Origin of the sequence: Nocardia sp. NPDC088792 (assembly GCF_044750615.1) — a bacterium.
Lineage (GTDB): Bacteria > Actinomycetota > Actinomycetes > Mycobacteriales > Mycobacteriaceae > Nocardia.
Genome location: NZ_JBIVKC010000006.1, coordinates 358,765 through 381,195 on the forward strand (window position 1 = coordinate 358,765; position 22,431 = coordinate 381,195).

General features: G+C 67.8%; 22 protein-coding genes. 13 read left to right on the top strand and 9 right to left on the bottom strand.

From position 1 onward, the window contains the following. Positions 1–6 precede the first annotated feature (6 nt). Positions 7–1,047, bottom strand: a complete 1,041-nt coding sequence (locus tag ACIP5Y_RS37915; protein WP_400357388.1) for an asparaginase domain-containing protein — start codon at positions 1,045–1,047, stop codon at positions 7–9. Next, the gene (locus ACIP5Y_RS37920) at positions 1,044–2,477 is read right to left on the bottom strand and encodes an amino acid permease (protein ID WP_400357390.1); all 1,434 of its coding nucleotides are present in this window, start codon (positions 2,475–2,477) and stop codon (positions 1,044–1,046) included. Before ACIP5Y_RS37920 ends, ACIP5Y_RS37915 begins: the two co-directional genes overlap by 4 nt. Positions 2,478–2,616: 139 nt before the next feature. On the opposite strand from ACIP5Y_RS37920, the gene ACIP5Y_RS37925 reads away from it, so the two are divergent. Then, positions 2,617–3,294: a FadR/GntR family transcriptional regulator gene (locus ACIP5Y_RS37925; RefSeq protein WP_400357392.1), complete on the top strand. Its 678-nt coding sequence runs from the start codon at positions 2,617–2,619 to the stop codon at positions 3,292–3,294. 9 nt (positions 3,295–3,303) lie between these two features. Here ACIP5Y_RS37925 and ACIP5Y_RS37930 read toward each other — a convergent pair whose 3' ends face one another. Both ACIP5Y_RS37930 and ACIP5Y_RS37935 read right to left on the bottom strand, forming a co-directional pair. Beyond that, positions 3,304–5,205: an alkyl/aryl-sulfatase gene (locus ACIP5Y_RS37930; RefSeq protein ID WP_400357394.1), complete on the bottom strand. Its 1,902-nt coding sequence runs from the start codon at positions 5,203–5,205 to the stop codon at positions 3,304–3,306. Then, complete coding sequence (locus ACIP5Y_RS37935) at positions 5,205–5,918, bottom strand: DUF3159 domain-containing protein (protein WP_400357396.1); 714 nt, start codon at positions 5,916–5,918, stop codon at positions 5,205–5,207. The genes ACIP5Y_RS37930 and ACIP5Y_RS37935 overlap by 1 nt, the downstream gene beginning before the upstream one ends. Before the next feature lie 109 nt (positions 5,919–6,027). On the opposite strand from ACIP5Y_RS37935, the gene trpM reads away from it, so the two are divergent. Genes trpM through trpA form a run of 3 tightly spaced genes read left to right on the top strand, consistent with a single transcriptional unit; the run spans position 6,028 to position 8,324 of the window. Continuing rightward, a complete protein-coding gene (gene trpM, locus ACIP5Y_RS37940; RefSeq protein ID WP_400357398.1) occupies positions 6,028–6,204 on the top strand; it encodes a tryptophan biosynthesis modulator TrpM in 177 nt (58 codons plus the stop codon). Positions 6,205–6,244: 40 nt separating this feature from the next. Next, positions 6,245–7,492 carry a tryptophan synthase subunit beta gene (gene trpB / locus ACIP5Y_RS37945; RefSeq protein WP_400357400.1) on the top strand — a complete coding sequence of 416 codons (1,248 nt, stop codon included), beginning with the start codon at positions 6,245–6,247 and terminating at the stop codon, positions 7,490–7,492. Position 7,493: 1 nt separating this feature from the next. Then, a complete protein-coding gene (gene trpA, locus ACIP5Y_RS37950; RefSeq protein WP_400357402.1) occupies positions 7,494–8,324 on the top strand; it encodes a tryptophan synthase subunit alpha in 831 nt (276 codons plus the stop codon). A 55-nt stretch (positions 8,325–8,379) separates the two neighbouring features. Here trpA and ACIP5Y_RS37955 read toward each other — a convergent pair whose 3' ends face one another. The 4 genes from ACIP5Y_RS37955 to ACIP5Y_RS37970 all read right to left on the bottom strand — a co-directional run bounded on the left by ACIP5Y_RS37955 (position 8,380) and on the right by ACIP5Y_RS37970 (position 13,381). Continuing rightward, positions 8,380–10,314, bottom strand: coding sequence for an ArnT family glycosyltransferase (locus ACIP5Y_RS37955; protein ID WP_400357404.1), 1,935 nt, complete (start codon positions 10,312–10,314; stop codon positions 8,380–8,382). Continuing rightward, positions 10,311–11,963 (bottom strand): sensor histidine kinase, encoded by a 1,653-nt coding sequence (locus tag ACIP5Y_RS37960; RefSeq protein WP_400357406.1) that lies wholly within the window; start codon positions 11,961–11,963, stop codon positions 10,311–10,313. Before ACIP5Y_RS37960 ends, ACIP5Y_RS37955 begins: the two co-directional genes overlap by 4 nt. Further along, positions 11,941–12,645 (bottom strand): response regulator transcription factor, encoded by a 705-nt coding sequence (locus ACIP5Y_RS37965; protein WP_400358059.1) that lies wholly within the window; start codon positions 12,643–12,645, stop codon positions 11,941–11,943. The genes ACIP5Y_RS37960 and ACIP5Y_RS37965 overlap by 23 nt, the downstream gene beginning before the upstream one ends. Positions 12,646–12,757: 112 nt before the next feature. Beyond that, on the bottom strand, positions 12,758–13,381 hold the full coding sequence (locus ACIP5Y_RS37970) for a TetR/AcrR family transcriptional regulator (protein WP_400357407.1): 624 nt from the start codon (positions 13,379–13,381) through the stop codon (positions 12,758–12,760). 156 nt (positions 13,382–13,537) lie between these two features. Here ACIP5Y_RS37970 and ACIP5Y_RS37975 point away from each other — a divergent pair, with 156 nt between their 5' ends. Genes ACIP5Y_RS37975 through ACIP5Y_RS37985 form a run of 3 tightly spaced genes read left to right on the top strand, consistent with a single transcriptional unit; the run spans position 13,538 to position 15,913 of the window. Then, on the top strand, positions 13,538–14,296 hold the full coding sequence (locus ACIP5Y_RS37975; RefSeq protein WP_400357409.1) for a nuclear transport factor 2 family protein: 759 nt from the start codon (positions 13,538–13,540) through the stop codon (positions 14,294–14,296). Continuing rightward, on the top strand, positions 14,293–15,666 hold the full coding sequence (locus ACIP5Y_RS37980; RefSeq protein WP_400357411.1) for a cytochrome P450: 1,374 nt from the start codon (positions 14,293–14,295) through the stop codon (positions 15,664–15,666). Before ACIP5Y_RS37975 ends, ACIP5Y_RS37980 begins: the two co-directional genes overlap by 4 nt. Positions 15,667–15,670: 4 nt before the next feature. Further along, positions 15,671–15,913 carry a ferredoxin gene (locus ACIP5Y_RS37985; RefSeq protein ID WP_400357413.1) on the top strand — a complete coding sequence of 81 codons (243 nt, stop codon included), beginning with the start codon at positions 15,671–15,673 and terminating at the stop codon, positions 15,911–15,913. On the opposite strand, the gene ACIP5Y_RS37990 is transcribed toward ACIP5Y_RS37985, so the two are convergent. Then, complete coding sequence (locus ACIP5Y_RS37990; protein ID WP_400357414.1) at positions 15,885–16,715, bottom strand: aldose 1-epimerase; 831 nt, start codon at positions 16,713–16,715, stop codon at positions 15,885–15,887. The two genes, ACIP5Y_RS37985 and ACIP5Y_RS37990, sit on opposite strands and share 29 nt — an antisense overlap. A gap of 152 nt (positions 16,716–16,867) precedes the next feature. Between ACIP5Y_RS37990 and ACIP5Y_RS37995 the strand changes: the two genes are divergently transcribed. Genes ACIP5Y_RS37995 through ACIP5Y_RS38020 form a run of 6 tightly spaced genes read left to right on the top strand, consistent with a single transcriptional unit; the run spans position 16,868 to position 22,429 of the window. Continuing rightward, a complete protein-coding gene (locus ACIP5Y_RS37995; protein ID WP_400357416.1) occupies positions 16,868–17,842 on the top strand; it encodes an acyl-CoA desaturase in 975 nt (324 codons plus the stop codon). A gap of 13 nt (positions 17,843–17,855) precedes the next feature. Then, on the top strand, positions 17,856–18,113 hold the full coding sequence (locus tag ACIP5Y_RS38000; protein ID WP_400357417.1) for an acyl carrier protein: 258 nt from the start codon (positions 17,856–17,858) through the stop codon (positions 18,111–18,113). A gap of 2 nt (positions 18,114–18,115) precedes the next feature. Beyond that, positions 18,116–19,036, top strand: coding sequence for a class I SAM-dependent methyltransferase (locus ACIP5Y_RS38005; RefSeq protein ID WP_400357419.1), 921 nt, complete (start codon positions 18,116–18,118; stop codon positions 19,034–19,036). Next, a complete protein-coding gene (locus ACIP5Y_RS38010; RefSeq protein ID WP_400357420.1) occupies positions 19,033–20,277 on the top strand; it encodes a cytochrome P450 in 1,245 nt (414 codons plus the stop codon). Before ACIP5Y_RS38005 ends, ACIP5Y_RS38010 begins: the two co-directional genes overlap by 4 nt. Beyond that, positions 20,274–21,986: a fatty acyl-AMP ligase gene (locus ACIP5Y_RS38015; RefSeq protein ID WP_400357422.1), complete on the top strand. Its 1,713-nt coding sequence runs from the start codon at positions 20,274–20,276 to the stop codon at positions 21,984–21,986. Before ACIP5Y_RS38010 ends, ACIP5Y_RS38015 begins: the two co-directional genes overlap by 4 nt. A 2-nt stretch (positions 21,987–21,988) precedes the next feature. Next, entirely contained in the window at positions 21,989–22,429 is a 441-nt protein-coding gene (locus tag ACIP5Y_RS38020; protein WP_400357424.1) for a PaaI family thioesterase, read from the top strand. Positions 22,430–22,431: the final 2 nt, after the last annotated feature.

Here is a 22,431-nt window from a genome sequence, read left to right on the forward strand (position 1 = left end):
GGTAATTCATTGATGAGCAAGGGAATTCGAGAGTTCGCCGAGAAGATTTGTGGTCATCCAGCGGTGTAGCTCGGCGCCGGTGAGCCCGAGCCCGGTGAGGTGGGCCAGCTTGGCCAGCGCCGCCTCGCGGGTGAGATCCGCCCCGCCGATGACGCCCGCCTCCAGCAGCGCCCGTCCGGGTTGGTAGCGGCCGAGATCGACCGCACCGCTGTCACAGTGGGTGATCACGACGACCGGAGTGGCGCGCCGGGTGGCGCGGCGGACGGCCTCGACGGTCCGGCCGCCATCGAGGGGCATGGTGCCCGAGCCATAGCATTCGAGCACCACACCGCCGTGATAGATGCGCAGTGCGGCGTCGAGGAGATCGATGTCGACTCCGGGGAACACGGCGAAAAGGCCGATCGGCGCGGGGGTTTCGCGCCGGCGCCGCGGTGCCGGGAGCGCGGGCCGGGCCGACGGGGGAGTGAACTCCCGCAAGGTGGCGAACCCGTCGTAACCGTCGCAGCTGCGCTTGCTGGCGCGCACGGCCGGATGCAATGTCGTGCCGAAGGCAATGAAGGTGCCCGGACCGGGTTGCGCGGCAATCGAATTCAGGGCCAGCACCAGATTGTCGCGGGCATCGCTACCGGGATGGCCCAGCGGTATCTGCGCCCCGGTGAGCACCACCGGAACCTCGATGTCGTGCAGCTCGAACGCGATTCGCGCACCGGCATAGGCCATGGTGTCGGTGCCGTGGATGACGATGACACCGTCGGGCATGCTCGGTCCGAGATCCGTGCGCACCCGCTCGGCGATCCGGCGGGCGGTGGCGGGATCGGCATTGGCGCTATCGATGACATCGTCGAATTCGGTGTAGCGAACCTCGACCTCGATACCGGTCTCGGCGGCGAAAGCCTCGACCACCTCGGTGATCTCGTCATCGATCCCGGAGCGCGGATGCAGCCCGTCGCCCCGATCGACCATGCCGAACGTGCCGCCGGTGTACAGAATGCTGACGCGCAAGGTCGTCACTTCCGGCGCCGCGAGGGTGGTTGCGGACGTGCTCACTGCAGGACCTCCTGATTCAGCCGGCCGCGCACCCGGAACCAGCCCGCGACCATGGCGACGACCACGCCCGCGAACACCACCAGCGTGATGCGCCCGATATCGCCGTCGAAGAACATCAGCACCACCACCGCGACCAGGAAGCCGAGGGTCAGCACATTGAGCACCGGTGCGAAGGGCAGCCGGAAGTCCGGCCGCGGATAGTCGCCGCGTTCGGCCCGGCGCACGAAGATCCAGTGGCAGATCATGATCGACGCCCAGGTGCCGACAATGCCCAGCCCGGCCAGATTCAGCACGATCTCGAAGGCCTTCTGCGGCATCAGCAGATTCAGCACCACACCCGCGATGCCGACCGCACTGGTCATGAGAATGCCGCCGTAGGGCACACCATTGCGATTCATCCGGGCGGCGAAGCGCGGCGCGGTGCCGGCCACGGCCATCGAGCGCAGGGTGCGGCCGGTCGCGTACAGGCCCGCATTGAGGCTGGACATGGCGGCGGTGAGCACCACCAGATTCATCACGTCGCCGGCGTGCGGCACACCGATCTTGCTCATCACCGTGACGAACGGGCTTTCCGCCGCGGAGTACGCGGTCCACGGCAGCAGCAGCGTGAACAGCACCACCGATCCGGCGTAGAACAGGATGATCCGCCACATGATCGAGTTGACGGCCTTCGGCACCACGGCCTTCGGATCATCGGATTCGCCCGCGGCCACACCGATCATCTCGGTGCCGCCGAACGCGAACACCACACCCAGCGCGATGGTCAGCATCGGGGCGAGACCGCGCGGGAAGATGCCGCCGTTATCGGTGATGGTCGAGAAGCCCGGCGCATGCCCGCCGATATGCGTTCCGGTGACGATGAATCCGATGGCCACCGCCATGAACACCACGATGGTCCCGACCTTGATCAGCGCGAACCAGAATTCGAGCTCACCGAAGAGCTTGACCGACACCACGTTCAGCGCGACCACGACGGTCAGTGCGATGAGCGCGAGCACCCACTGCGGCACCGGCACGAAGAACGACCAGTAGTGCACATACAGCGCGACGGCGGTGATGTCCGCGACCAGCGTGGTCGACCAGTTGAGGAAGTAGAGCCACCCCACCGAATACGCACCGCGCTCACCCAGGAACTCACGGGCGTAGGAGACGAACGCACCGGACGAGGGCCGGTACATCACCAGCTCACCCAGCGCGCGCACGACCATGAAGGTGAAGATGCCGCACACGATGTAGACGAGGGCCAGCGACGGTCCGGCCAGCGCCATCCGCCCGCTCGCCCCGAGGAACAGGCCGGTGCCGATCGATCCGCCGATGGCGATCATCCGCATATGCCGTTTACGCAGGTGCTTCTGATACCCGAGGTCGCCTGCGTCGATCGGGGGCGCCGGCGTGGTGGCCGGGGGACTCGTCACTGAGTCGTGCTGCATGGAGATCCTTCAAACCTTCCGGGAGCCGCATCCAGCCTTCATGGGCACGGACACGAGAGCTCCGGCAGTAAGGCTGTCAGGCTGTAAGACAGGTGAACCGTAATAGGGGTCACACTCGATGTCAATGCATACTTGTCGCGTGACGGTCGAAGAAGGACAAGTGCAGCGCATCGGCGCTACCGAAGCCGTCTTTCGCCGGCTGAAGAGCTTGATTCATACCGGGGAGTACGCGGTTGGGGACCGCTTGCCGGGGGAGATCGCGCTGGCCAAGGAATTCGGGGTGAGTCGGCCGGTGGTGCGGGAGGCGCTGCATGCCTGCGCGATTCTCGGGCTCACGGAAACCCGGACGGGGCGCGGCACTTTCGTTGTCTCCAGTAAGGAGAGTTCGCAGCTGAGGTTTGCCGGCGTGGATGCTCGTGACCTCATCGAGGCTCGTCGGCTGGTGGAGATACCGGCTGCGGGGTTCGCCGCCGAGCGTCGGCGGCCCGATCAGTTGCGGCACCTGTTCGCCCTGCTGGACAAGCTGGGCGAGACGACCGATGCCCGGGAATGGGTGCGGCTCGATGGTGAACTGCATACCGCAATCGCGGCGGCGAGCGGGAACGCGATGCTCAAGTCGATGGTGGCCGACACCCGGCGCGCGCTGGACGTGCAGTCGGAGTTCCTGAATCTGACCCAGCATCGCCGGGCCGACTCCGACCGTGAGCACGAGGCCATCGTGCGCGCGATCGAAGCCGGGTCGGCGGAGGCTGCCCGTCTCGCCATGACCGATCATCTGGAACGAGTGGCGGAGACCATCGCCCGGATCGGGGAATGAGAGCGGTCGTCAGGGGGTGACGATATTGAAGCCCGGGTCGGGTGCGTCGAACAGGGTGATGAGTTTGGCGAAGCTCTGGGCGTCGCCGTCGATCTTGATGGCGCCGGACTGCATGGTGGCGCCCAGGTCCTGACCGCCGAGCAGGACGCCGATGAGGGCCTGCCGGGTGAGCGTGAAGGTCACCTCCGCGGGCGGCAGCTTGTCGCCACTGCGGCGGTCGTAATGCACCAGTACGCCATTGCGGAGTTCGAGCCGGTGCAGCCGCTGCTCATCGGTGAAATGCCAGTCGCTGACGGCCTTTTCGTGCCACGCTTTGGGGCCGTCCAGGCGCAGCGACAAGGCGTCGAAGACCTGATCGATGCTCAGCGCGGCCACCATGGTCGGCGCATTCGCCTTGGTGGGCGTGCCGACGCTGCCATTGCGCAATTCGTAGGCGCCCATGAGGTAGAAGTTGCGCCACGGGCCGTTCTCGGCGCCATAGCCGAGCTGATCGAAGGTGCTGGCCTGCAAGGTTTTCGCGGCCTCGTTCGAGGGATCGGCGAAGATGACGTAGTTGATGACCTGGGCCACCCAGCGGTAGTCGCCGTTGTCGAAGGAGATGCGCGCCTTGCGCAGCACCTCGTCCGCGCCGCCCATGAATTCCACGTGCCGCTTGGCGGATTCGACGGGCGGGTGCTCCCACAGGTGCGCGGGGTTGCCGTCGAACCAGCCCATGTAGCGCTGGTAGATGGCCTTCACATTATGCGAGACCGAGCCGTAGTAGCCGCGCGCGTGCCAGGCGTTCTCGATTGCCGGTGGCAGCTCGATCATTTCGGCGATCTCGCCCCCGACGTAGCCCTGATTGAGCCGGCGCAGGGTCTGGTCGTGCAGGTAGGCGTAGAGGTCGCGCTGGATCGACAGGTAGCCGATGAGCCGCTCGGTGTCCCAGGTCGGCCAGTGGTGCGAGGCGAATACGACATCGGAGTCGTAGCCGAACAGGTTGATCGACTCGGTGAGGTACTGCGACCACACGTGCGGGTCGCGCACCAGGGCGCCGCGCAGCGTGAGCAGGTTGTGCAGGTTGTGGGTGGCGTTCTCGGCCATGCACAGGGCGCGCATGTCCGGGAAGAAGAAGTTCATCTCCGAGGGCGCCTCGGTGCCGGGGGTGATCTGGAAGACGATCCGCACCCCGTCCACGGTGAGTTCCTGCTCGGTCTCGGTGATGTCGACGGTGGGCGCGATGAGGGTGACCGTGCCCGTCGAGGTGGTCTGTCCGAGGCCGGCGGTGACCTGGCCCTTCGGACCGCGGGGGAGGACCGCGCCGTACATGTAGGTGGCCCGGCGGGTCATGGCCGTGCCGGCGTAGACGTTTTCGGCCACCGCGTGTTCCAGGAAGCCGGCGGGCGCGATCACCGGGATGCGGCCGGATGCGGCGTCCTCGGCGGTCATCACGCCCATGGCGCCGCCGAAGTGGTCGACGTGCGAGTGGGTGTAGATCATGCCGGTGACCGGGCGCTGCTCGCGGTGTGCGAAATACAGGTCCAGGCCGGCCTTGGCGGTCTCGGCGGAGATGAGCGGATCGATCACGATCACGCCGGTGTCGCCCTCGATGATCGTCATGTTCGAGAGGTCCAGGCCGCGGATCTGATAGATCCGGTCCGTCACCCGGTAGAGGCCCTGGCGGATGTTCAGCCCGGCCTGCCGCCACAGGCTTGGGTTCACGCTGGCGGGGCAGGCGCCCTCGAGGAAGTCGTAGGAGTCGTTGTCCCAGACCATGTTTCCGGCGGCGTCCCGGACCACCCCGGGTTCGAGTGCCGCGATGAAGCCGCGGTCGGCGTCGTCCTGATCGGTGGTGTCGGCGAACGGCAGTTCGGCGGCGACACGCTGGTTCTGGTCGACGATATAGCTACTGGGTTCGGTAGCTGCGGTCATCAGGACACCTTCCTGTTCGGAGTTGCTTCTGGTGCGGAATGGAGAGATCGGCGCACCCACAGCCACGTGGCGGCGAGCATCACCACGAGGGCGGGTTTGCCCAGTACGAGGGCGACGGAACCGAGGATGACCACCTGGTTCGCGGCATACAGCGGCACCATCACCACCAGGTGCAGCGCCCAGAACACGAACCACGCCAAGGTGACTCGGCGATGCAGCCGCAATCGTGCGGCGGGATCGGCGGTTTCGGCCGGTTCCAGGCCGATGCGGCGGCAGATCCAGTGGCTCAGCGGACGCCGGGTCACCGCGGCGATGCCGAATGCGAGCGTGCCCGCCGCGCCGACCAGCAGGTCGGGCAGATAGAAACCGCGGCCTTCGCCGGTGAGGCCGACGAAGAGCGAGAACAACGCCACGACCGCGACCGAAATGGCGACGACCTTGATCGAATCACCGTGCAACAGGCGGTAGACGCCGATCCCGACGGCCACCGCCAGCGCGATCAGCACGCCGATCTTCGCGTTCCAGATGCCGTAGCCGAGCAGGAAGCCGATGGCGGGCGCGGCGCCGTCCAGAAGGTGCTGCAGGCCGCCGAGTGCCCTGAACTTGCCCCACATATCAGCTGCGGTAGGCCGGGTCTGCTCGTCGAACTCCAATGTCGCCACCTGTGGTCGGGCATGTGCTGGAACCAATAGCGAACGTTCGGCTACTGACATGCTGTCACGGTCCGTTCTCGATCGGTGCAATTGCCGCACTCTGTCTTATTGCAGTAGTGCTGCAATAACGGTAACACGGGGTACCTGAGAAATGGGTTAGGATCGCGGCATGCCCATTGCCGTCCGTCTCGCCCCGGGTTGCCGCCCGCGTGGCTGCCGGGCGCCCGCACGGCGGGTCCACGGACGCAGGGTGCGCTATGTGATCGGCTCCGAGCCCGGTCAGGTCAATGGCATGCGATGGCACGACGCGCCCCGGCGGCGCGTTCTCGTGACCCCCATCAGCTGACCACCGGGACCTGCGTCCCGGTCGAGGAGCATGTCCCATAATGACCAGTCAATTCTTCGTCCCGGCCGCGCCGGGGCGATTCCCCACTGCCCGAGGCTATTTCGGCGACTTCGGCGGCACATTCATTCCGGAGGCGCTGGTCGCCACCGTGGACGAGGTCGCCGTCGCCTACGAGAAGGCCAAGACCGATCCCGATTTCCTCGCCGAGCTCGACGGCCTGCTCGCCAACTACGCGGGCCGGCCCACCGCGCTCACCGAGGCGCCCCGATTCGCCGAACATGCCGGTGGCGCAAGGATTTTCCTCAAGCGTGAGGATCTCAATCACACCGGCTCGCACAAGGTGAACAATGTGCTGGGCCAGGCGCTGCTCACCAAGCGCATGGGCAAGCGGCGCGTCATCGCCGAGACCGGCGCCGGATCGCACGGCGTCGCCACCGCGACCGCATGCGCGCTGTTCGGCCTCGAATGCGTCATCTACATGGGGGAAGTCGACACCCAGCGGCAGGCGCTGAATGTGGCGCGAATGGAAATGCTGGGCGCGCAGGTGGTTCCGGTGACCACGGGCTCGCGCACCTTGAAGGACGCCATCAACGAGACCTTCCGCGACTGGGTCGCGAATGTCGAGGACACGCACTACATCTTCGGCACCGTCGCCGGGCCGCACCCGTTCCCGGCCATGATCCGCGACTTCCAGCGGGTCATCGGCGTGGAGGCGCGCCGCCAGCTCCTGGAACGGGCCGGGCGGCTGCCCGATGCGGCCATTGCGTGCGTCGGCGGCGGATCCAATGCGATCGGCCTCTTCCACGCCTTCCTCGATGATGCGAGCGTGCGGCTCATCGGCTGCGAGGCCGCCGGGGACGGGGTGGAGACCGGCCGGCACGCGGCGTCGCTGTCGGCGGGCGAGCCCGGAATCCTGCACGGTTCACGGTCTTTCGTACTGCAGGACGACGAGGGGCAGATCACCGAGGCGCACTCCATCTCCGCCGGACTCGACTATCCGGGCATCGGGCCCGAGCACGCGTATCTGCACGACAGCGGCCGCGGCGAATACCGCCCGATCACCGATGACGCCGCGATGCAGGCGTTTCGGCTGCTGTCGCGGACCGAGGGGATCATTCCGGCCATCGAGAGCGCGCACGCGCTGGCCGGCGCGCTCGAAGTGGGCAGGGAACTCGGGGAGGACGGACTGATCCTGGTCAATCTGTCCGGCCGGGGCGACAAGGACATGGATACCGCCGCCCGCTATTTCAGCGACCGGGACGCGGCTGCGATCGACGGGGGAATGTGACATGAGCGGAAACATCACACTGCTGGCCGAGACCTTCGCCGCCGCGAAGCGGGAGCATCGCGCGGCGCTCATCGGGTATCTGCCGGCCGGATTCCCGACCGTCGACGGCGGGATCGCCGCACTCACCGCGATACTCGAGGGCGGGGCGGATATCGTCGAAGTCGGTCTGCCGCACAGTGATCCGGTGCTGGACGGGCCGATCATCCAGACCGCCGCCGATATCGCCCTGCGCGGTGGCACCCGCATCAAGGACGTCATCCGCACGGTGCGGGAGGTGTATCACGCCACGGGCAAACCGGTGCTGGTGATGTCCTACTGGAATCCGATCTCGCGCTACGGGATCGAACGCTTCACCACCGAATTGGCCGAGGCCGGTGGCGCGGGCTGCATCCTGCCCGATCTGCCGGTGCAGGAATCGGCCGAATGGCGAGCACATGCCACCGCCCGCGGTCTCGCCACCGTCTTCGTGGTCGCGCCCAGCAGCGAGGACGAGCGGCTGCACGAAATCACCGCGGCCGGTTCCGGATTCGTCTATGCCTCCGCCCTGATGGGAGTGACCGGTTCGCGAAAGTCGGTCGGCGAGGCGGCGAGCACGCTGGTGCGGCGCATCCGGGCGGTCACGGACCTGCCCGTGTGTGTCGGCATCGGTATCTCCACCGCGGAACAGGCTGCCGCCGTGGCGGACTTCGCCGACGGTGTGATCGTCGGTTCTGCACTGGTCAAGACACTCCTCGACGCCCCTGACGTCTACACCGGAGCCGATGCCGTGCGAACGTTCGCAGCGGAACTCGCACGAGGGGTGCGCGGACACGAATCATCGGCCGCCCGCTAGTTCCGGACGGCAAGCGGTCTCCGGTTCATGCCGGGGACCGCTCGGCGTTCGTTCGTCAGGAGGTGGCCGGTGCGGTGAGGTCGTAGACCGTCGTGCCGTCCACCGTGGTAGCGGTGTAGTGGGCCTTCACCCAGGCGGTGATCGCGGAGGCGTCGCCGGATCCGCCGCCGAAGCCGCCCATTCCTCCTGGGCCGCCGCCCTTTCCGTCCGGTGAGTTGCCGGGCGCTCCGTGCGTTCCGCCGCCGGTGATGAAGTAGTGGATCTGGCCGGTGGCGACGTACTGCTGGAATCGGGCGAGGGTGGGGGAGTTGTCGCCGCCACTGAAGCCGCCGATCGCCATGATCGAAGTGCCGGTGGACAATTCGAGGGGTGCGGCGGTCTGGGAGCCGACTGTTGCCGCGGCCCAGCGGTTGTGAGTGCCGGTCAGCAGTGAATTCAGTGCGGTGCTGTCGGTGCTTGCGCTGCCGGGCGGGGTGCCGCCGCCGGGGAATCCCATGTCGTGGCCCCTGTTCGGGCCGGAGGTGGGGATGGAGCCGGTGTGCGGGGTGAGGGCCGTGTCGATGGTGTACGCGGCGCTGCCCGCGAATCCGAAGAGGATTGCGGCCGTGACGATCACGGCGGTCGAGCGGCCGAGTCGGTGCCCGACGGACGTGAGGACCACGGCCGTCACGAGTGCGCCGATCAGGATGATCCACCGGAGTGCCGGGTACCAGTCGGGCGTGCGGTCCAGCAGGACGTAGTTCCATACTCCGGTCGCGGCGAGCATGGCGCCGAGCACGATTCGGGCCCAGAGCGACTCCCGTTGCTTCCACAGCGCCCAGGCCGAGATCCCGGCCACCGCCGCCACCGCGGGTGCGAGAGCGACCGTGTAGTACGGGTGCATGATGCCCTGCATGTAGCTGAACACCACGGCCGTCACCAGCAGCCAGCCACCCCAGAGCAGCAGTCCGGCGCGGGTGCGGTCGGTGCGGGGCGCGCGGCGGGTGAGCCACAGTCCTGCCGGCAGTCCGATCAGTGCGGCGGGCAGCAGCCAGGAGATCTCGGTGCCCATGGAATCACCGAACAGGCGGGTGATTCCGGTGCTGCCACCGAACATGGAGTTTCCACCGCCGGGACCGCCGTGCGGTGCACCGCCGCCTCCGCCGTCACCGTTGCCGCCGAGGACGCGGCCGAGTCCGTTGTAGCCGAGGGCCAATTGCAGCAGCGAATTATCGGTCGAGCCGCCGATATAGGGCCGGGAGCCCGCGGGCCACAGGCTGACCAGTGCGACGAACCAGCCGCCGGAGATCACCATGGCGAGGCAGGCGCCCAGCAGCCGGAAGATCCGGCCGCGCAGCGCGATCGGCGCCGCGATCAGGAACACCAGTCCGAGTGCGGGGAGCACCAGGAAGGCCTGCATCAGCTTGGCGAGGAAGGCGAATCCCACGCATACGCCCGCCCCGGCGAGCCAGCGGCCACTGCCGTTCTCGGTGGCGCGCACCGTGCAGTAGGCCGCGCCCACCAGCAGCAGCACCAGTAGTGCGTCGGGGTTGTCGAACTTGAACATCAGCGCCGCAACGGGAGTCGCGGCCAGCGCCGCGCCCGCCAGCAGACCGGCGGTAGGACCGCTCCAGCGTTTCACCGCCGCGTACACCAGCGCGACCGAGGCGACGCCCATGAGCGCCTGCGGCAGCAGCATGGAGAACGAGCTGAAGCCGAACAGCCGGCCCGACAACCCCATCACCCACAGGGCGGCGGGTGGCTTGTCGACGGTGATGGCATTGCCGGCATCCAGTGAACCGAAGAGCAGTGCCTTCCAGCTCTGGGTGCCGGCCTGCACGGCGGCGGCGTAGAAGTCGTTGGCCCAACCGGATCTGCTCAGGCCCCAGAAGTAGAGCATGCCCGTGGTGGCCAGCATTGCCCAGCATGCGCCGCGGACACGCCATACGGTTGCTGCGCCCGCCGCGGCCGGGTGCTCCCGCGCGGGACTATCGAGGGTAGCGGTAGTCATGCCGACGATTCTTCGGGCGCGATGTGGGCCGACTGTTGGTGCGAGCTATGTGCCCGCTGTGTATGGCGGCCGGGTTCGTGGCGGGTATCCGGCGGTTCCGCGTCCGGTGCGGTCCGCTGTTCCACTCGCGATCCCGGCAGTCGCACCGTGAATTCGGTTCGCCCCGGCGCGCTTTCGACCGCGATGTCCCCGCCGTGCGCCTGCACCACCGCGGCGACGATCGCCAGGCCCAGTCCGGTGCTGCCCGCTCGCCGGGAGCGGGAGGAGTCGCCGCGGGCGAAGCGTTCGAACACTTCCGGCTGCAGGTCCGGCGGAATACCCGGTCCGTCATCGGTGACGCGCCAGAGCGCGCCGCCGTCACCGTCGGCCGCGAGTGCGACGGTGACGGTCGTGCCGGGGCCGGTGTGGGTGCGCGCATTGGCGAGCAGATTGGCCAGGACCTGGTGCAGGCGTGCGGTATCGCCGTCGACGACCACCGGTTCCGCGGGCAACTCCAGGTCCCAGTGCTGCTCGGGTCCGGCGATGTGCGCATCGCTGACCGCGTCCACGGTCAGCTGGGTGAGATCGACCGCGGCATGCTCGAGTCCGCGTCCGGAATCCAGGCGGGCGAGTAGCAGCATGTCCTCCACCAGCGTCGTCATCCGTTTGGATTCCGATTCCACCCGGCCCATGGCGGTGGCCATCTCGGCGGGTACGGCGCCGCGTTCGCGTTGCGCCAGTTCGGCATATCCGCGGATGGCGGCGAGCGGGGTGCGCAGTTCGTGGCTGGCGTCGGCGAGGAACCGGCGGACGCGGGTCTCACTGGCGTGCCGGGCGGAGAGCGCTTCGGTGATGTGATCGAGCATGCGATTGATGGCTTCGCCGAGGCGCCCGACTTCGGTGTGCGGGTCGGTGTCGGCGGCCGGAACCCGGACGGGCAGTTCGACTTCCCCGCGATCCAGGCGCAGATCCGCGACCCGCGCCGCGGTGCTCGCGACGCGGTCCAGGGGGGCGAGCGCCCGCCGGATCACCCAGATGCCCGCGCTGATCGCGACGATCAGCACCACGACGGTGACGATCAGCAGGATCAGTAGTACCTGGGTGAGAGTCGCGTCCACGGATGTCATCGGCAGTCCGGTGATCACGGTGTCGCCGGACCAGGTCGATTGCGCGACAAGGCGATAACTACCCTGACCGTCCAGATCGATGGTGACGGTCTGTCCGGGCCCGATCCGGGACAGCTGCTGGTCCGCCGCGGCCGACAGCGCCACCTGGCTGCCGTCGGTGCGTATATGGCTCGCGGTGGTCTGCCCGTTCGTGACGAGTGCGCCGATGGTATCGGGTTGCAGGCCATGCAGATTCATGAAATCGGGTCCGGGTCCACCGGTGAGGTCCGGCGGCGGCGGGCCGGGAGTCGTGCCGGTGTCCGGGGGCGGGCCGAGGCTGGGGCCGCCGCCCGCCGCACCGAGCGAGCGCTGCTCGATGTCGATGAGTCCGGTGTCGAGCTGGTGCACCAGGAAATGTTGCAGCGCGGCCTCGGTCGCGACGCCGATGCCGATGACCACGACCACGAGCAGCAGCACCTGGCCCACCAGCAGCCGCGCGCGCAGTGACCAGCGCCGCGGCGACCGGACCCGGCGCACGGCGTCAGCTCGCGGGCTTGAGGACATAGCCGGCGCCGCGCAGGGTATGGATCATCGGCTCGCGGCCGCTGTCGATCTTCTTGCGCAGGTAGGAGACATACAGTTCGACGATATTGGAGCGCCCGCCGAAGTCGTAGCTCCACACCCGGTCCAGGATTTGCGCCTTGCTCAGCACGCGCCGGGGATTGCGCATGAAGAAGCGCAGCAGCTCGAATTCGGTGGAGGTGAGCACGATCTGCTCGCCGGCGCGGGCGACCTCGTGGCTGTCCTCGTCGAGTATCAGGTCCCCGACCACGATTTCGGCGCCGCTGTCCGGGCCGGACACTCCGGTGCGCCGCAGCAGTGCCCGCAGCCGCAGCACGACTTCTTCGAGGCTGAAGGGCTTGGTCACGTAGTCGTCGCCGCCCGCGGTGAACCCGGCGATCCGGTCCTCGACGGAATCCTTGGCGGTGAGCAGCAGTACCGGCAACTGCGGGAGCTGTTGCCGCAAGCGGGCGAGCACCTCCAGCCCGCTCATATCCGGCAACATCAGGTCCAGGACGACCACGTCCGGGCGCACCTCGCGCGCGACGGTGACGGCGGTGCGTCCGTCGGCGGCGGTGCTGACCTCCCAGCCCTCATAGCGCAACGCCATGGATACCAGCTCGGCCAGCGCGGGTTCGTCGTCGACGACCAGCACGCTGATCGCGCTGCCGTCCGTACGCAGCATGTTCACGCGCCCGATAGGGCTGTTCGCGGTGGTCGTCGAGGGCATCGTCCCAGCCTCGATCATGTGACTGGACGATTGCTGTGCCGCACCTATGTGCCGGCTGTGAGTGGGTTCAGCGCGGGCCGGGTCCGGCCGAGGCCGCGATCAGCGGGGGAAAGTAGGTCTGCGCGAACCAGCGGGCGTGCTCGTCGGTATCGATGGGGAGCAATTCGCTGGAGACCAGCAGCATGGACGCGGTGACGCGGACGAACATCTCGGCGGCGCGCAGGGCGGCGTCGAGGGGCAGTCTGTCGCCGGCAATGGCCATGGCGATGGCGGCGCGCACCGGTTCCATGGTCGCGACATCGTCGGTGAGGAACGAGTTGAAAGTCTCGGGCTCGAACTGCCGCAGCGCGGCGACCAGCGGATGGCGGCGGCATTCGCGAACGCCGAGCACGAAGGCCTCGATCGCCTTCTCGGCGGGGGTGTTCTTGCCGAGGACCCGGGGGCCGATCGCGACGAAGAACGACACCACCTCGCGCACCACGACCTGACGCACGATCTCGTCCTTGTCGCCGAGTCGCCGGTAGACCGTGGGCCTGGAAACGCCTGCCCGGCGGGCGATATCGCCGACCGAGGTACGCCGGAAGCCGCGCTCGACGAATTCGGCGCGGGCCGCGTCCAGCAGCCGCTGCTGATCGGCGTCGGTGGTGGGCAGGCCCGCGCTGAGCAACTGGTCGGCACCCGGGAAGGTCATGACTGCGAGATTACCGGCTGGGCATAGGCGCTCCGTGATGAGACGAAAAATCAAAAGTGTTCACGCTCTGAACTGCAAGTTAGCACTGTTTCCTTGACCTGTGGTGTTACAACTGCGTACTTTCGTCTCACATCTTGATTCGAAAGGCATCCCCTGATGAGGACTTTCCATCACCTCGGCCCGTCTCCCGAGCACCCGCGCTACCAGGCCCTGCTCCCGGACTTCTGGCGGAAGGTCGAGCAGCAGGAGACCGAGGCGCTCGAACGCGGGTTCCCGATCGCCGGCGCGACCGAATTCGGGCGAAAGTGGCTGGACGCCTGGGCAACTCAGAATGTCGACGGGCTGCGCGATTGCATGGCCGAGGAGTGCGATTTCATCGACAGCACCACCTTCCAGAACATCCGCATCGGGCGCGAGGAGACCCTCGCCAACTGCGCGGCCTGCTTCGAAGCCTTCCCGGACATGGCCTTCTACCCGCAGGACGACAGCCTGCGCGCCCTGCCCTTCCTGGATTACACGCACGGCCAGCTGCGCATGCTCATTCCCTGGCGTGGCATCACCCGCTGGGCGGGACCGCTGCGCCTGCCCGGAACCGAGATCGTCTTCCCGCCGACGGGGCGCTGCCTGAACTTCATCGGCGTCGACCGCTACCTGCTCACCGATGATTTCCGGATCAGCCACATCGATACCGACTGGGACATGGTGTACATGGGAATCCAGTTGTCGCCCTTGGGTATCAAGGCGCCGGGACTGGAGGTGATGCGGCTGGCCTCGGTGGCCGCGCGGGTACTGATACCGCTGCTGAACCGGTTCGGGCGCGGCGGTATGGAAGCGCATCGCCGGTTCGATCTGCCCATGCCCAACATCACCAAGCTCGACCAATGGCAGGGCAGTACGCAGGAGACGCGGGCATGAGCGCCCGCCGCCTGAGCACCCTGGGCCGGGCGCTGGACCCGGCCATCCCCGGCCCGAAGGGGCTGCCGGTGCTCGGGGTGCTGCCCCAATTCCGCAGGGACCCTTTCGAATCCGTGCGCGGCTGGGCGCGCGAGCACGGTGACGTGTTCCGGGTGCCCATTCCGGCCTGGAACCTCGTCATGATCAACCACCCGGATCTGGTCAACGAGGTAATGAACAATCGCGAAGGCAGGTACAGCATGATCGGTCCCGGTGAGCGCCCGGTGGCCCGCACCATCGGGTCCGCGCTGCCGATGATGGAGGGGGAGCGTTTCCGGCAGCGCCGGCGCATGCTCACCCCGATGTTCGGGCGCAAGCACCTCGCCCGCATCGCCGACACCATCGTCGACGAGTTCACCCGGCGCATCGAGCGCTGGGATCGCTTCGCCGATACCGGCGAAACCGTGGATCTGCAGCACGAGATCGCGCAGGTAACGCTGCCCGCCTTCCTGCGCGCCATGTACTCCACCCGGCTCACCGATGTGCAGCTCGCCCGGGTCGACGCGGATATGCGGCTGCTCATGCGCACGGTCGCCGCGGGGGTGTTCCTGTCGAATCCGCCCAATCCACTGCCGATTCCGGGCACCGAGAACCTGCCGCTGGCGGTGTGGCGGATGGTCACCCTGGTCGGTGGATTCATCGACGAGCGCGCCGCCCACCCGATCGAGGACACCGATCTGCTGGGGTTGCTGCTGGAGAGCCGCTACGAGGACGGCACCGCCCTGTCCCGCCGCGATCTGCGCGCCGAACTCATCGCGCTCATGGGTGGCGGCTACGAGACCGTGGTCGCCTCGCTGTCCCACACGCTCGCCCACCTCTGCGTGAATACCGAACCGGCGCAACGGCTCTACGCGGAGATCGACGAACTCGGCGATGCGACACCCACGCTCGCCGATCTGTCCCGGCTGACCTGGGCCAAGGCCTGCTTCGACGAAGGCCAGCGGCTGCAGGGCCACCCCATGAACCCGCGACTCACCCTGCGCGACAGCGAACTCGGCGGCTTCCATATTCCGCGCGGCACCCTGATCGGTACCCCGGTCTACACCGTGCACCGGGACGAACGCTGGTGGCAGGACCCGGATCGCTACGATCCGACCCGTTTCACCGACGCCTCCCATCCCAATCGTCCGAATACCGCGTTCATCCCGTTCGGCGCCGGGCCGCATCACTGCATCGGCTCCGGAATGGCCTATATGAACGCCCAATTCCTGCTCACGCTGATCTTCCAGCGGTACCGCCTGGAGACGCCGCCGGATTGGCGGCCCCGGCACGCCTCCACGTTCTCCATCACTCTCGACGGCGGCCTGCCCGTCCGGATCAGCAGGAGGTGACGAGATGGCCGGGATCCGAGTCGAAGTCGACCGCGAGGTGTGTCAGTCGTCCGGATACTGCGTACACACCGCGCCGCAGGTCTTCGCCCTCGACGCGGAGGGCATTGTCGCGCTGCACAGCGGCGGGGAACTGACCGGCGGCCCCATCGAGGTGACCGCCGGCCAGGCCGAACTCGTCGACCGTGCCGCGTGGGACTGCCCCGCCGCGGCCATCACGATCACTGCTGCGGAGTCGAGCCCGAGCTGAGATCCCGCCACTGCCAGTTCATTTCGGCTTGCAGTGGCGCATCGGGCGTCACGGTGTGCGGCATGGTGTTGAGCCCGTTCGGCGGGCCGGACATCGGTTCCACGCAGATGCTGTCGGCTGGCTCGTCGAAGACCACGATCCACCGCAGCGGACTGGACATCGTGAGCTCGAAGGCGCCCGGCCAGGTGAGGGTGGCGTGCACGCCGTCGGGCATGCCGAAACAGTCGTCCCACGGACTGGGCAGGGGAGCGATCCGGTTGCCGTCGGGCAGATAGTCGGGACCCCGCTCCTCCTGCCAGGCCGGACGGAAGTCGAGTTGCGCCGCGCCGCCCGTGGCCAGCCGCTTGGCGAACCAGGGATGCCAGCCGACCTGTGCCGGAAAGGGTTCGGCGTCCGCGTCGATCGTCATGCGGAAGGCGGCGGAATCGGCCGTCAGATCGATCGACTGCGTGATGGTCCCCGGAAAGGGCCAGCGCTCCTGGAGCTTCTGCGTGAGCACGATGCGCGCGTCGGACCGCTCGGCCACCTCCCACGGATGGCCGCGCACGGTCCCGTGCATGGCGTGCGGCTCGGCATTGCGCGGAAACTCGTACTGCTTCCCGTCCCACGCCAGAATCCCATTGCGCATGCGCCCGCACCACGGCGCCATGGGGAAGGCCCCGTTCTTCGGCCCCGGGGTGAGTATGTCGGCTCCACCCACCCGGAAGCTCGTGATACGCCCGGTCCCGGTATCGATGCTCAGTCCCGCGTCACCCGCGGCAAGTTCGACCATTGTGCTGCCCATCAACCCATGATCGCTCATGCCCGCCGCCTGCCGCTGGCGGCCTGGTCAGAGCAGGTCGGGCACGATCACGATCATCGATGGGGGTCTGCGGCGATAGGGAGAACGAATCGCAGTGCAGGCAAACGGGATTCGACTTCAGTGGCCGGAAATCGGTGACTACCTTCGGAGGTATGAGCGAGGACAATCCGCTGTCGGTCGGGGATTTCCCGGAGGCATTCGGGAACTGGAAATCCGCGCCGCGCAGGAAGACGATCAGCACCCCCTATATTCACCGATTGCAGCAACGGCATTTCCTGTTGTTCGATGTCATGCCGATCATCGGCACGGTGGCGGCGGTCGGGTTCCTGTGGGTGCGGCCGTTCGGCGTGCTCGAATTCGCACTGTTGTTCTCGATGTGGCTGGTCACCGGGCTCGGTGTGACGGTCGGCTATCACCGGCTGTTCACGCACCGCACCTTCAAGGCCGCACCGTGGGTGGTCGATGTCCTGGTCGTGCTCGGTTCGATGGCAGGCCAGGGCGCGGTGGTGTCCTGGGTCGCGCTGCACCGCCGCCACCACGAATTCAGCGACCGTGAGGGAGACCCGCACTCGCCGAATCTGTCCGGCGGCGGCGTCCTGGGCGCGGTACGCGGACTGGCGCATTCGCACTTCCTGTGGATGCGCCGCCACGAATACCCGAACATCGTGCATTACGCGCCCGATCTCATCAAGGATCGGAGGCTGGTGCGCGTGGCCCGGCTGTATTACTGGTGGGTCGCGCTCGGGTTGCTGATTCCGGCCGTGCTCGGCGGACTGATCAGCATGAGCTGGACCGGTGCGGTGAGCGGTCTGCTGTGGGGCGGTTTCGCCCGCATGTTCCTGCTCGAACACATTGTGTGGGCCATCAATTCGTTTCTGCACATGTTCGGCACCCGGCCCTACGACTCCCGGGAGAACAGCCGCAACGGCGGGGTGTTCGCACTGGTGACGCTGGGGGAGTCCTGGCACAACAATCACCACGCGTTCCCGGAATCCCCGTCCTTCGGCCTGCATTGGTACCGGCTCGATCCCGGGTACTGGCTGATAAGAACGCTCGCCGCCGCCGGTCTCGCCTGGGATCTGAAGCTGCCGTCCGAGGCGCGCATGGCCGCCAAACGCATTGCCTGAGAGAGGGAACACCGTGGATACCAGTAAGGAAGCGATCGTGACCTGGTGCCGGGAGTACCTGGCGGACCTGATGGAAGTGCCCGCGGCGGCGATCGACCCGCAGGCGGACTTCGACCGGCTCGGCGTCGATTCGGCGCTGGCGGTATCACTGCTCATCGAGGTCGAGGAGCGCTACGGCATCGACCTGTCACCGGAGGACCTCTACCGCAATCCGAACCTGGACGCCGTCGGCGCCTACCTGCACGAGCAGCTCGCCGAGAACGCGGCCTGAGGATGGTCGCCACCGACACCGGTCGCATCGAGACGGATACCGGGCGCACCGATGCCGCGGCTGCGGCCATCCGCCATCACTACGACATCGGCAATGACTTCTACCGGCTCTGGCTCGACCCGACGCTGAGCTATTCGTGCGCGCTGCGCGAACAGCCGGACGACACACTGGAAGTCGCGCAGGAGCGGAAACTGCGTCATCACCTCGATGCCATCGACGCCGGCCGGGCGCGCGCGGTGCTCGATATCGGCTGCGGGTGGGGCGCGCTGCTGGACCGCTTGTCGAACCGGCACGGTGTGGCCCGGTCGGTCGGGCTCACCCTCAGCCCGGAGCAGGCGGAATACGTTCGTGCACAGCACTATCCGGGTGTGGAGGTGCGGGTCGAGGACTGGCTGCACTACCGCCCGGCGGAACGGTTCGACGGCATCGTCTCCATCGGCGCCTTCGAGCACTTCGCGCGTCCCGACGACGGGCCCGCGGAGAAGATCCGCGTCTACCGCGAATTCTTCACCCGCTGCCGGGACTGGCTGACGCCGGACGGCGCACTTTCATTGCAGACCATCGCCTACGCGAACATGAGCGCGGCACAGGCGGACACCTTCATGCAACGGGAGATCTTCCCCGACGCCGAACTGCCCACCCTGGCCGAGATCACCGCCGCCGCCGACGGGTTGTTCGAGATCTGCGCGATCACCAACGGCCGCCTCGACTACGCCTGGACCTGCACGGAATGGGCGCGCCGGCTGCGGGCCGAGCGGGCGGCGGCCACCGCACTGGTCGGGCCCGACGCGGTGGCCCGCTACGCGCGCTATCTCAAGCTGTCCGCCATGGGTTTCCGGATGGGCAAGCTCACGCTGTTCCGGCTGGTGCTGCGGCCCTACCGGAGCGAATACTTCGCCGGCCGCGGAACTGTGATCGCATGACGGTACAAGCCTCGGAACCGGCGCGCCCGCGCCTCCGGTTCAACCCGTTCAGCACCGAGTTCCGGCGCGACCCCTACCCGATGTACCGCGAACTGCGCGAAACCCGGCCGGTGCACAAGACCCTCGGCATGTGGGTGCTGACCCGGCACGCTGATGTCAAGGCCGTCCTGCACGATCGGACCTTCAGCGCCGGGCTGATCCCGCAACTGGTGACCGAACAGGCCCGGCGGCTGGGCCAGGCCGAGGTGGACCGCATCGACCGGCTCGGGAAGAAGTCGCTGGTATTCACCGACAATCCCGATCACGCGCGCCTGCGCGGGCTGGTGAACCGGGTGTTCACCGCCCAGGCGATAGCCGAGCTGCGTCCGGTGGCGACCGAATTCGTCGACCGCTGCCGCGCTCGCGCGCATGCCGCCGGCGGCCTGGATGTGATCGCCGATCTCGCTGCTCCGCTGCCGGTTTCGGTGCTGTGCGAGTGGATGGCGCTGCCCGCAGACCTGCGCGAACAGGTCGGGCCGTGGACGCATGACATTCGCTTCCTGCTGGAGCCCGGTCTGATGCAGGCCGCCGACTTCGACCGGGTGCGCACGGTCGTGGCGGAGTTCGCGGCCGCGCTCACCGGCGTGCTGGCCGCACGCCGCGCGCAGCCGGGCGGCGATCTCATCAGCCGGTTGCTGGCGGCCCGCACCGCGGGTGGTGACGCACTGAGCGAGGAGGAGCTGGTCTTCGTCTGCATCATGTGTTTCGTCGCGGGGAACGAGACGACCAAATCCCTGATCGGCAATGGCGCACTCGCGCTGCTGCGGCATCCCGAGCAGGCACGGGCGCTGCGCCGCACGCCCGGATCGGTGAAAGCCGTGGTGACAGAAGCGCTTCGCTACGACAGCCCATTGCAGCTGACCAAGCGGCTCGCCACCCGCGAGGTCGAGCTCGGCGGGCAGACGATCCGCGCAGGCGATCAGGTGCTGGTCTGCCTCGGCGCGGCCAATCGCGATCCCGAGGTCTTCGCACGACCCGACGAGTTCGATCCGGTGCGCGGCGGCAGCGGCCATCTGGCCTTCGGGCACGGCATGCACGGCTGCCTGGGCGGGCAGCTGGCCGAACTGCTCGCCGAGACCGCGTTCGCGTGGCTCAGCAAACTCGACCTGGAACCGCTGACCGGCGAATTCGAATGGCAGGAACACAGTTTCATCGTCCGCGGACTGAAAAACCTGCCGGTGGCCATCCGGAGCGCCGCATGAGCGACCCGCGCCCGGAACTGCTGCCGGAGATCCTCACCCGCCGCGCCGGCGCCGAGCCCGGCCGTACCGCGTATGTCTTCCTCGATGACACCGGCGCGGAGGCCACCACCCTCACCTACCGTGAACTGCACGAGCGAGCGCTCGCGGTGGCCGCCGAACTCGAATCACGCTGTGTCCCGGGTGATCGTGCGGCCTTGGTGTTCCCGCAGTGCCCCGAGTTCATCATCGCCTACTTCGGCTGCCTGTACGCGGGCGTGATCGCCGTGCCGCTGAACCCGCCGCGCCGCAACCGGATTCAGGATGCGACCGGTTCGATCATGCGGGACTGTGCTCCGGCCGCCGTGCTGACCCTGGATATGTTCGTGGCTCCGCTGCGCGCGGCGCTGGAGCCGCTGTGCACGGCCTCGCATTGGCTGGCCGTGGACGGAATGGCGAGTGCGGCAGTCGATTTCGAACCCCGGCGGGCCGCACCGGCGGAGGTGGCCTTCCTGCAATACACCTCGGGCTCCACCGGCGCGCCCAAGGGCGTCATGGTCACCCACGGGAATCTGGTGGCCAATGAGGAGATGATCCGCCAGGGCTTCGGCCACTCCCGCGATTCCACCGTGGTCGGCTGGGCGCCGTTCTTCCATGATCAGGGGCTGATCGGCAATGTGCTGCAACCCCTTTACGTGGGCACCACCGCCATCCTGATGTCGCCGGTCGCGTTCATCCGCCGGCCGCTGCTGTGGCTGTCGACCATCTCCCGGTATCGCGCGCACACCAGCGGCGGCCCGAATTTCGCCTTCGAGGCCTGCGTGGCGCGAGCGGCCGCTGGGCCTCTGCCGGAGCTGGACCTCGGCAGCTGGCGGGTCGCCTTCAACGGCGCCGAACCGATCCGACCGGAGACCCTGGAACGATTCGCGGAAACCTTTGCACCGCACGGGTTCGACCCCGGCGCCTGGTATCCGTGCTACGGCCTCGCCGAGGCGACCCTGCTGGTCAGCGGCGGTACACCCGGTCGCGGACCCCGGCTGCTCGAGGTGGACGCGGAGGCGCTCGGTGCGCGCCGGTACGTCCCCGCCACGGGGACGCGGTCCAAGACCCTCGTCGGTTGCGGGCAGGTGCTGCCGGGCGAGACCGTGCGGATAGCCGATCCCGCCACCGGCGAAACCTGCCCGCCGGATCGAGTGGGGGAGATCTGGGTGTCGGGCGGTCAAGTCGCCCAGGGCTATTGGCGCAATCCGTCCGCCACCGCACAGACCTTCCGCGCCGCGGGCGAGTATCTGCGCACCGGTGACCTCGGCCTGCTGGTGGACGGCGAGTTGTACGTGGTCGGCCGAGCGAAGGACATGGTCATCATTCGCGGCCGCAATTACTACCCGCAGGACATCGAGCAGACCGTGCAGGCCAGCCATCCCGCACTGCGGGCGGGCGCCTGCGCCGCGTTCGCGATCCCCGCGCCGGCGGGCGAACAGCTGGTGGTGGTCCAGGAAATCCGCCGCGACGCCGCGGCGGACCCCGCCGAGGTGCTGGGCGCCATCCGGGCGGCCGTGGTCGCCGAACATGAACTCGCCCCGGCCGATGTCGTGCTCGCGGCACCGGATCAGGTGCAGCGCACCAGCAGCGGCAAGATCCGGCGGTCCGCCGTCCGGACCCGATACCTGGCACGCGAAGTGGCGCCGTGGCTGCCGCGATCCGACGATCTCACCGAAGCACAGAGGAGCTGAGCATGCAGACCTGGCAGATATCGAATCCGGACTACGCCGCGGCGATCGAGGCCGTGGTGCTGACCATGCCCGCCGCCCGGCACCTGGGCTTCGAGTTCGGCAAGATAGCGCCGGGCGAGGTCGAGATCGTGCAGCCGCACCGCGCCGAACTCACCGAGCACAACGGGTACTTCCAGGGCGGTGTGCTCGGTTCGCTGGCCGACTTCGCCGCCGGCTCCGCGGCCGGCACGCTGCTGCAGCCGGGCTGGGTCAATATGACCATCGACTACACGGTGAAGATCCTCGCACCGGCCAAGGGCGAGCAGGTACTGGCCCGGGGCCGGGTGGTGAAACCGGGCGCGCTCATCACCATCGCCGCGGCCGATCTCTACTCTCTCGAGGGCGAAGCCGAGATCCTCTGCGCCACCGCACTGGTCACCATGCGCAATGTGAAGCTGGGATAGTC

Bases quoted from the DNA above. Each gene is read 5' to 3' on its own strand.
- ACIP5Y_RS37920 (WP_400357390.1), bottom strand. From the start codon at position 2,477: ATGCAGCACGACTCAGTGACGAGTCCCCCGGCCACCACGCCGGCGCCC.
- ACIP5Y_RS37930 (WP_400357394.1), bottom strand. From the start codon at position 5,205: ATGACCGCAGCTACCGAACCCAGTAGCTATATCGTCGACCAGAACCAG.
- ACIP5Y_RS37935 (WP_400357396.1), bottom strand. From the start codon at position 5,918: ATGTCAGTAGCCGAACGTTCGCTATTGGTTCCAGCACATGCCCGACCA.
- trpM (WP_400357398.1), top strand. From the start codon at position 6,028: ATGCCCATTGCCGTCCGTCTCGCCCCGGGTTGCCGCCCGCGTGGCTGC.
- trpB (WP_400357400.1), top strand. From the start codon at position 6,245: ATGACCAGTCAATTCTTCGTCCCGGCCGCGCCGGGGCGATTCCCCACT.
- trpA (WP_400357402.1), top strand. From the start codon at position 7,494: ATGAGCGGAAACATCACACTGCTGGCCGAGACCTTCGCCGCCGCGAAG.
- ACIP5Y_RS37955 (WP_400357404.1), bottom strand. From the start codon at position 10,314: ATGACTACCGCTACCCTCGATAGTCCCGCGCGGGAGCACCCGGCCGCG.
- ACIP5Y_RS37960 (WP_400357406.1), bottom strand. From the start codon at position 11,963: ATGTCCTCAAGCCCGCGAGCTGACGCCGTGCGCCGGGTCCGGTCGCCG.
- ACIP5Y_RS37965 (WP_400358059.1), bottom strand. From the start codon at position 12,645: ATGCTGCGTACGGACGGCAGCGCGATCAGCGTGCTGGTCGTCGACGAC.
- ACIP5Y_RS37970 (WP_400357407.1), bottom strand. From the start codon at position 13,381: ATGACCTTCCCGGGTGCCGACCAGTTGCTCAGCGCGGGCCTGCCCACC.
- ACIP5Y_RS37975 (WP_400357409.1), top strand. From the start codon at position 13,538: ATGAGGACTTTCCATCACCTCGGCCCGTCTCCCGAGCACCCGCGCTAC.
- ACIP5Y_RS37980 (WP_400357411.1), top strand. From the start codon at position 14,293: ATGAGCGCCCGCCGCCTGAGCACCCTGGGCCGGGCGCTGGACCCGGCC.
- ACIP5Y_RS37985 (WP_400357413.1), top strand. From the start codon at position 15,671: ATGGCCGGGATCCGAGTCGAAGTCGACCGCGAGGTGTGTCAGTCGTCC.
- ACIP5Y_RS37990 (WP_400357414.1), bottom strand. From the start codon at position 16,715: ATGAGCGATCATGGGTTGATGGGCAGCACAATGGTCGAACTTGCCGCG.
- ACIP5Y_RS37995 (WP_400357416.1), top strand. From the start codon at position 16,868: ATGAGCGAGGACAATCCGCTGTCGGTCGGGGATTTCCCGGAGGCATTC.
- ACIP5Y_RS38005 (WP_400357419.1), top strand. From the start codon at position 18,116: ATGGTCGCCACCGACACCGGTCGCATCGAGACGGATACCGGGCGCACC.
- ACIP5Y_RS38010 (WP_400357420.1), top strand. From the start codon at position 19,033: ATGACGGTACAAGCCTCGGAACCGGCGCGCCCGCGCCTCCGGTTCAAC.
- ACIP5Y_RS38015 (WP_400357422.1), top strand. From the start codon at position 20,274: ATGAGCGACCCGCGCCCGGAACTGCTGCCGGAGATCCTCACCCGCCGC.
- ACIP5Y_RS38020 (WP_400357424.1), top strand. From the start codon at position 21,989: ATGCAGACCTGGCAGATATCGAATCCGGACTACGCCGCGGCGATCGAG.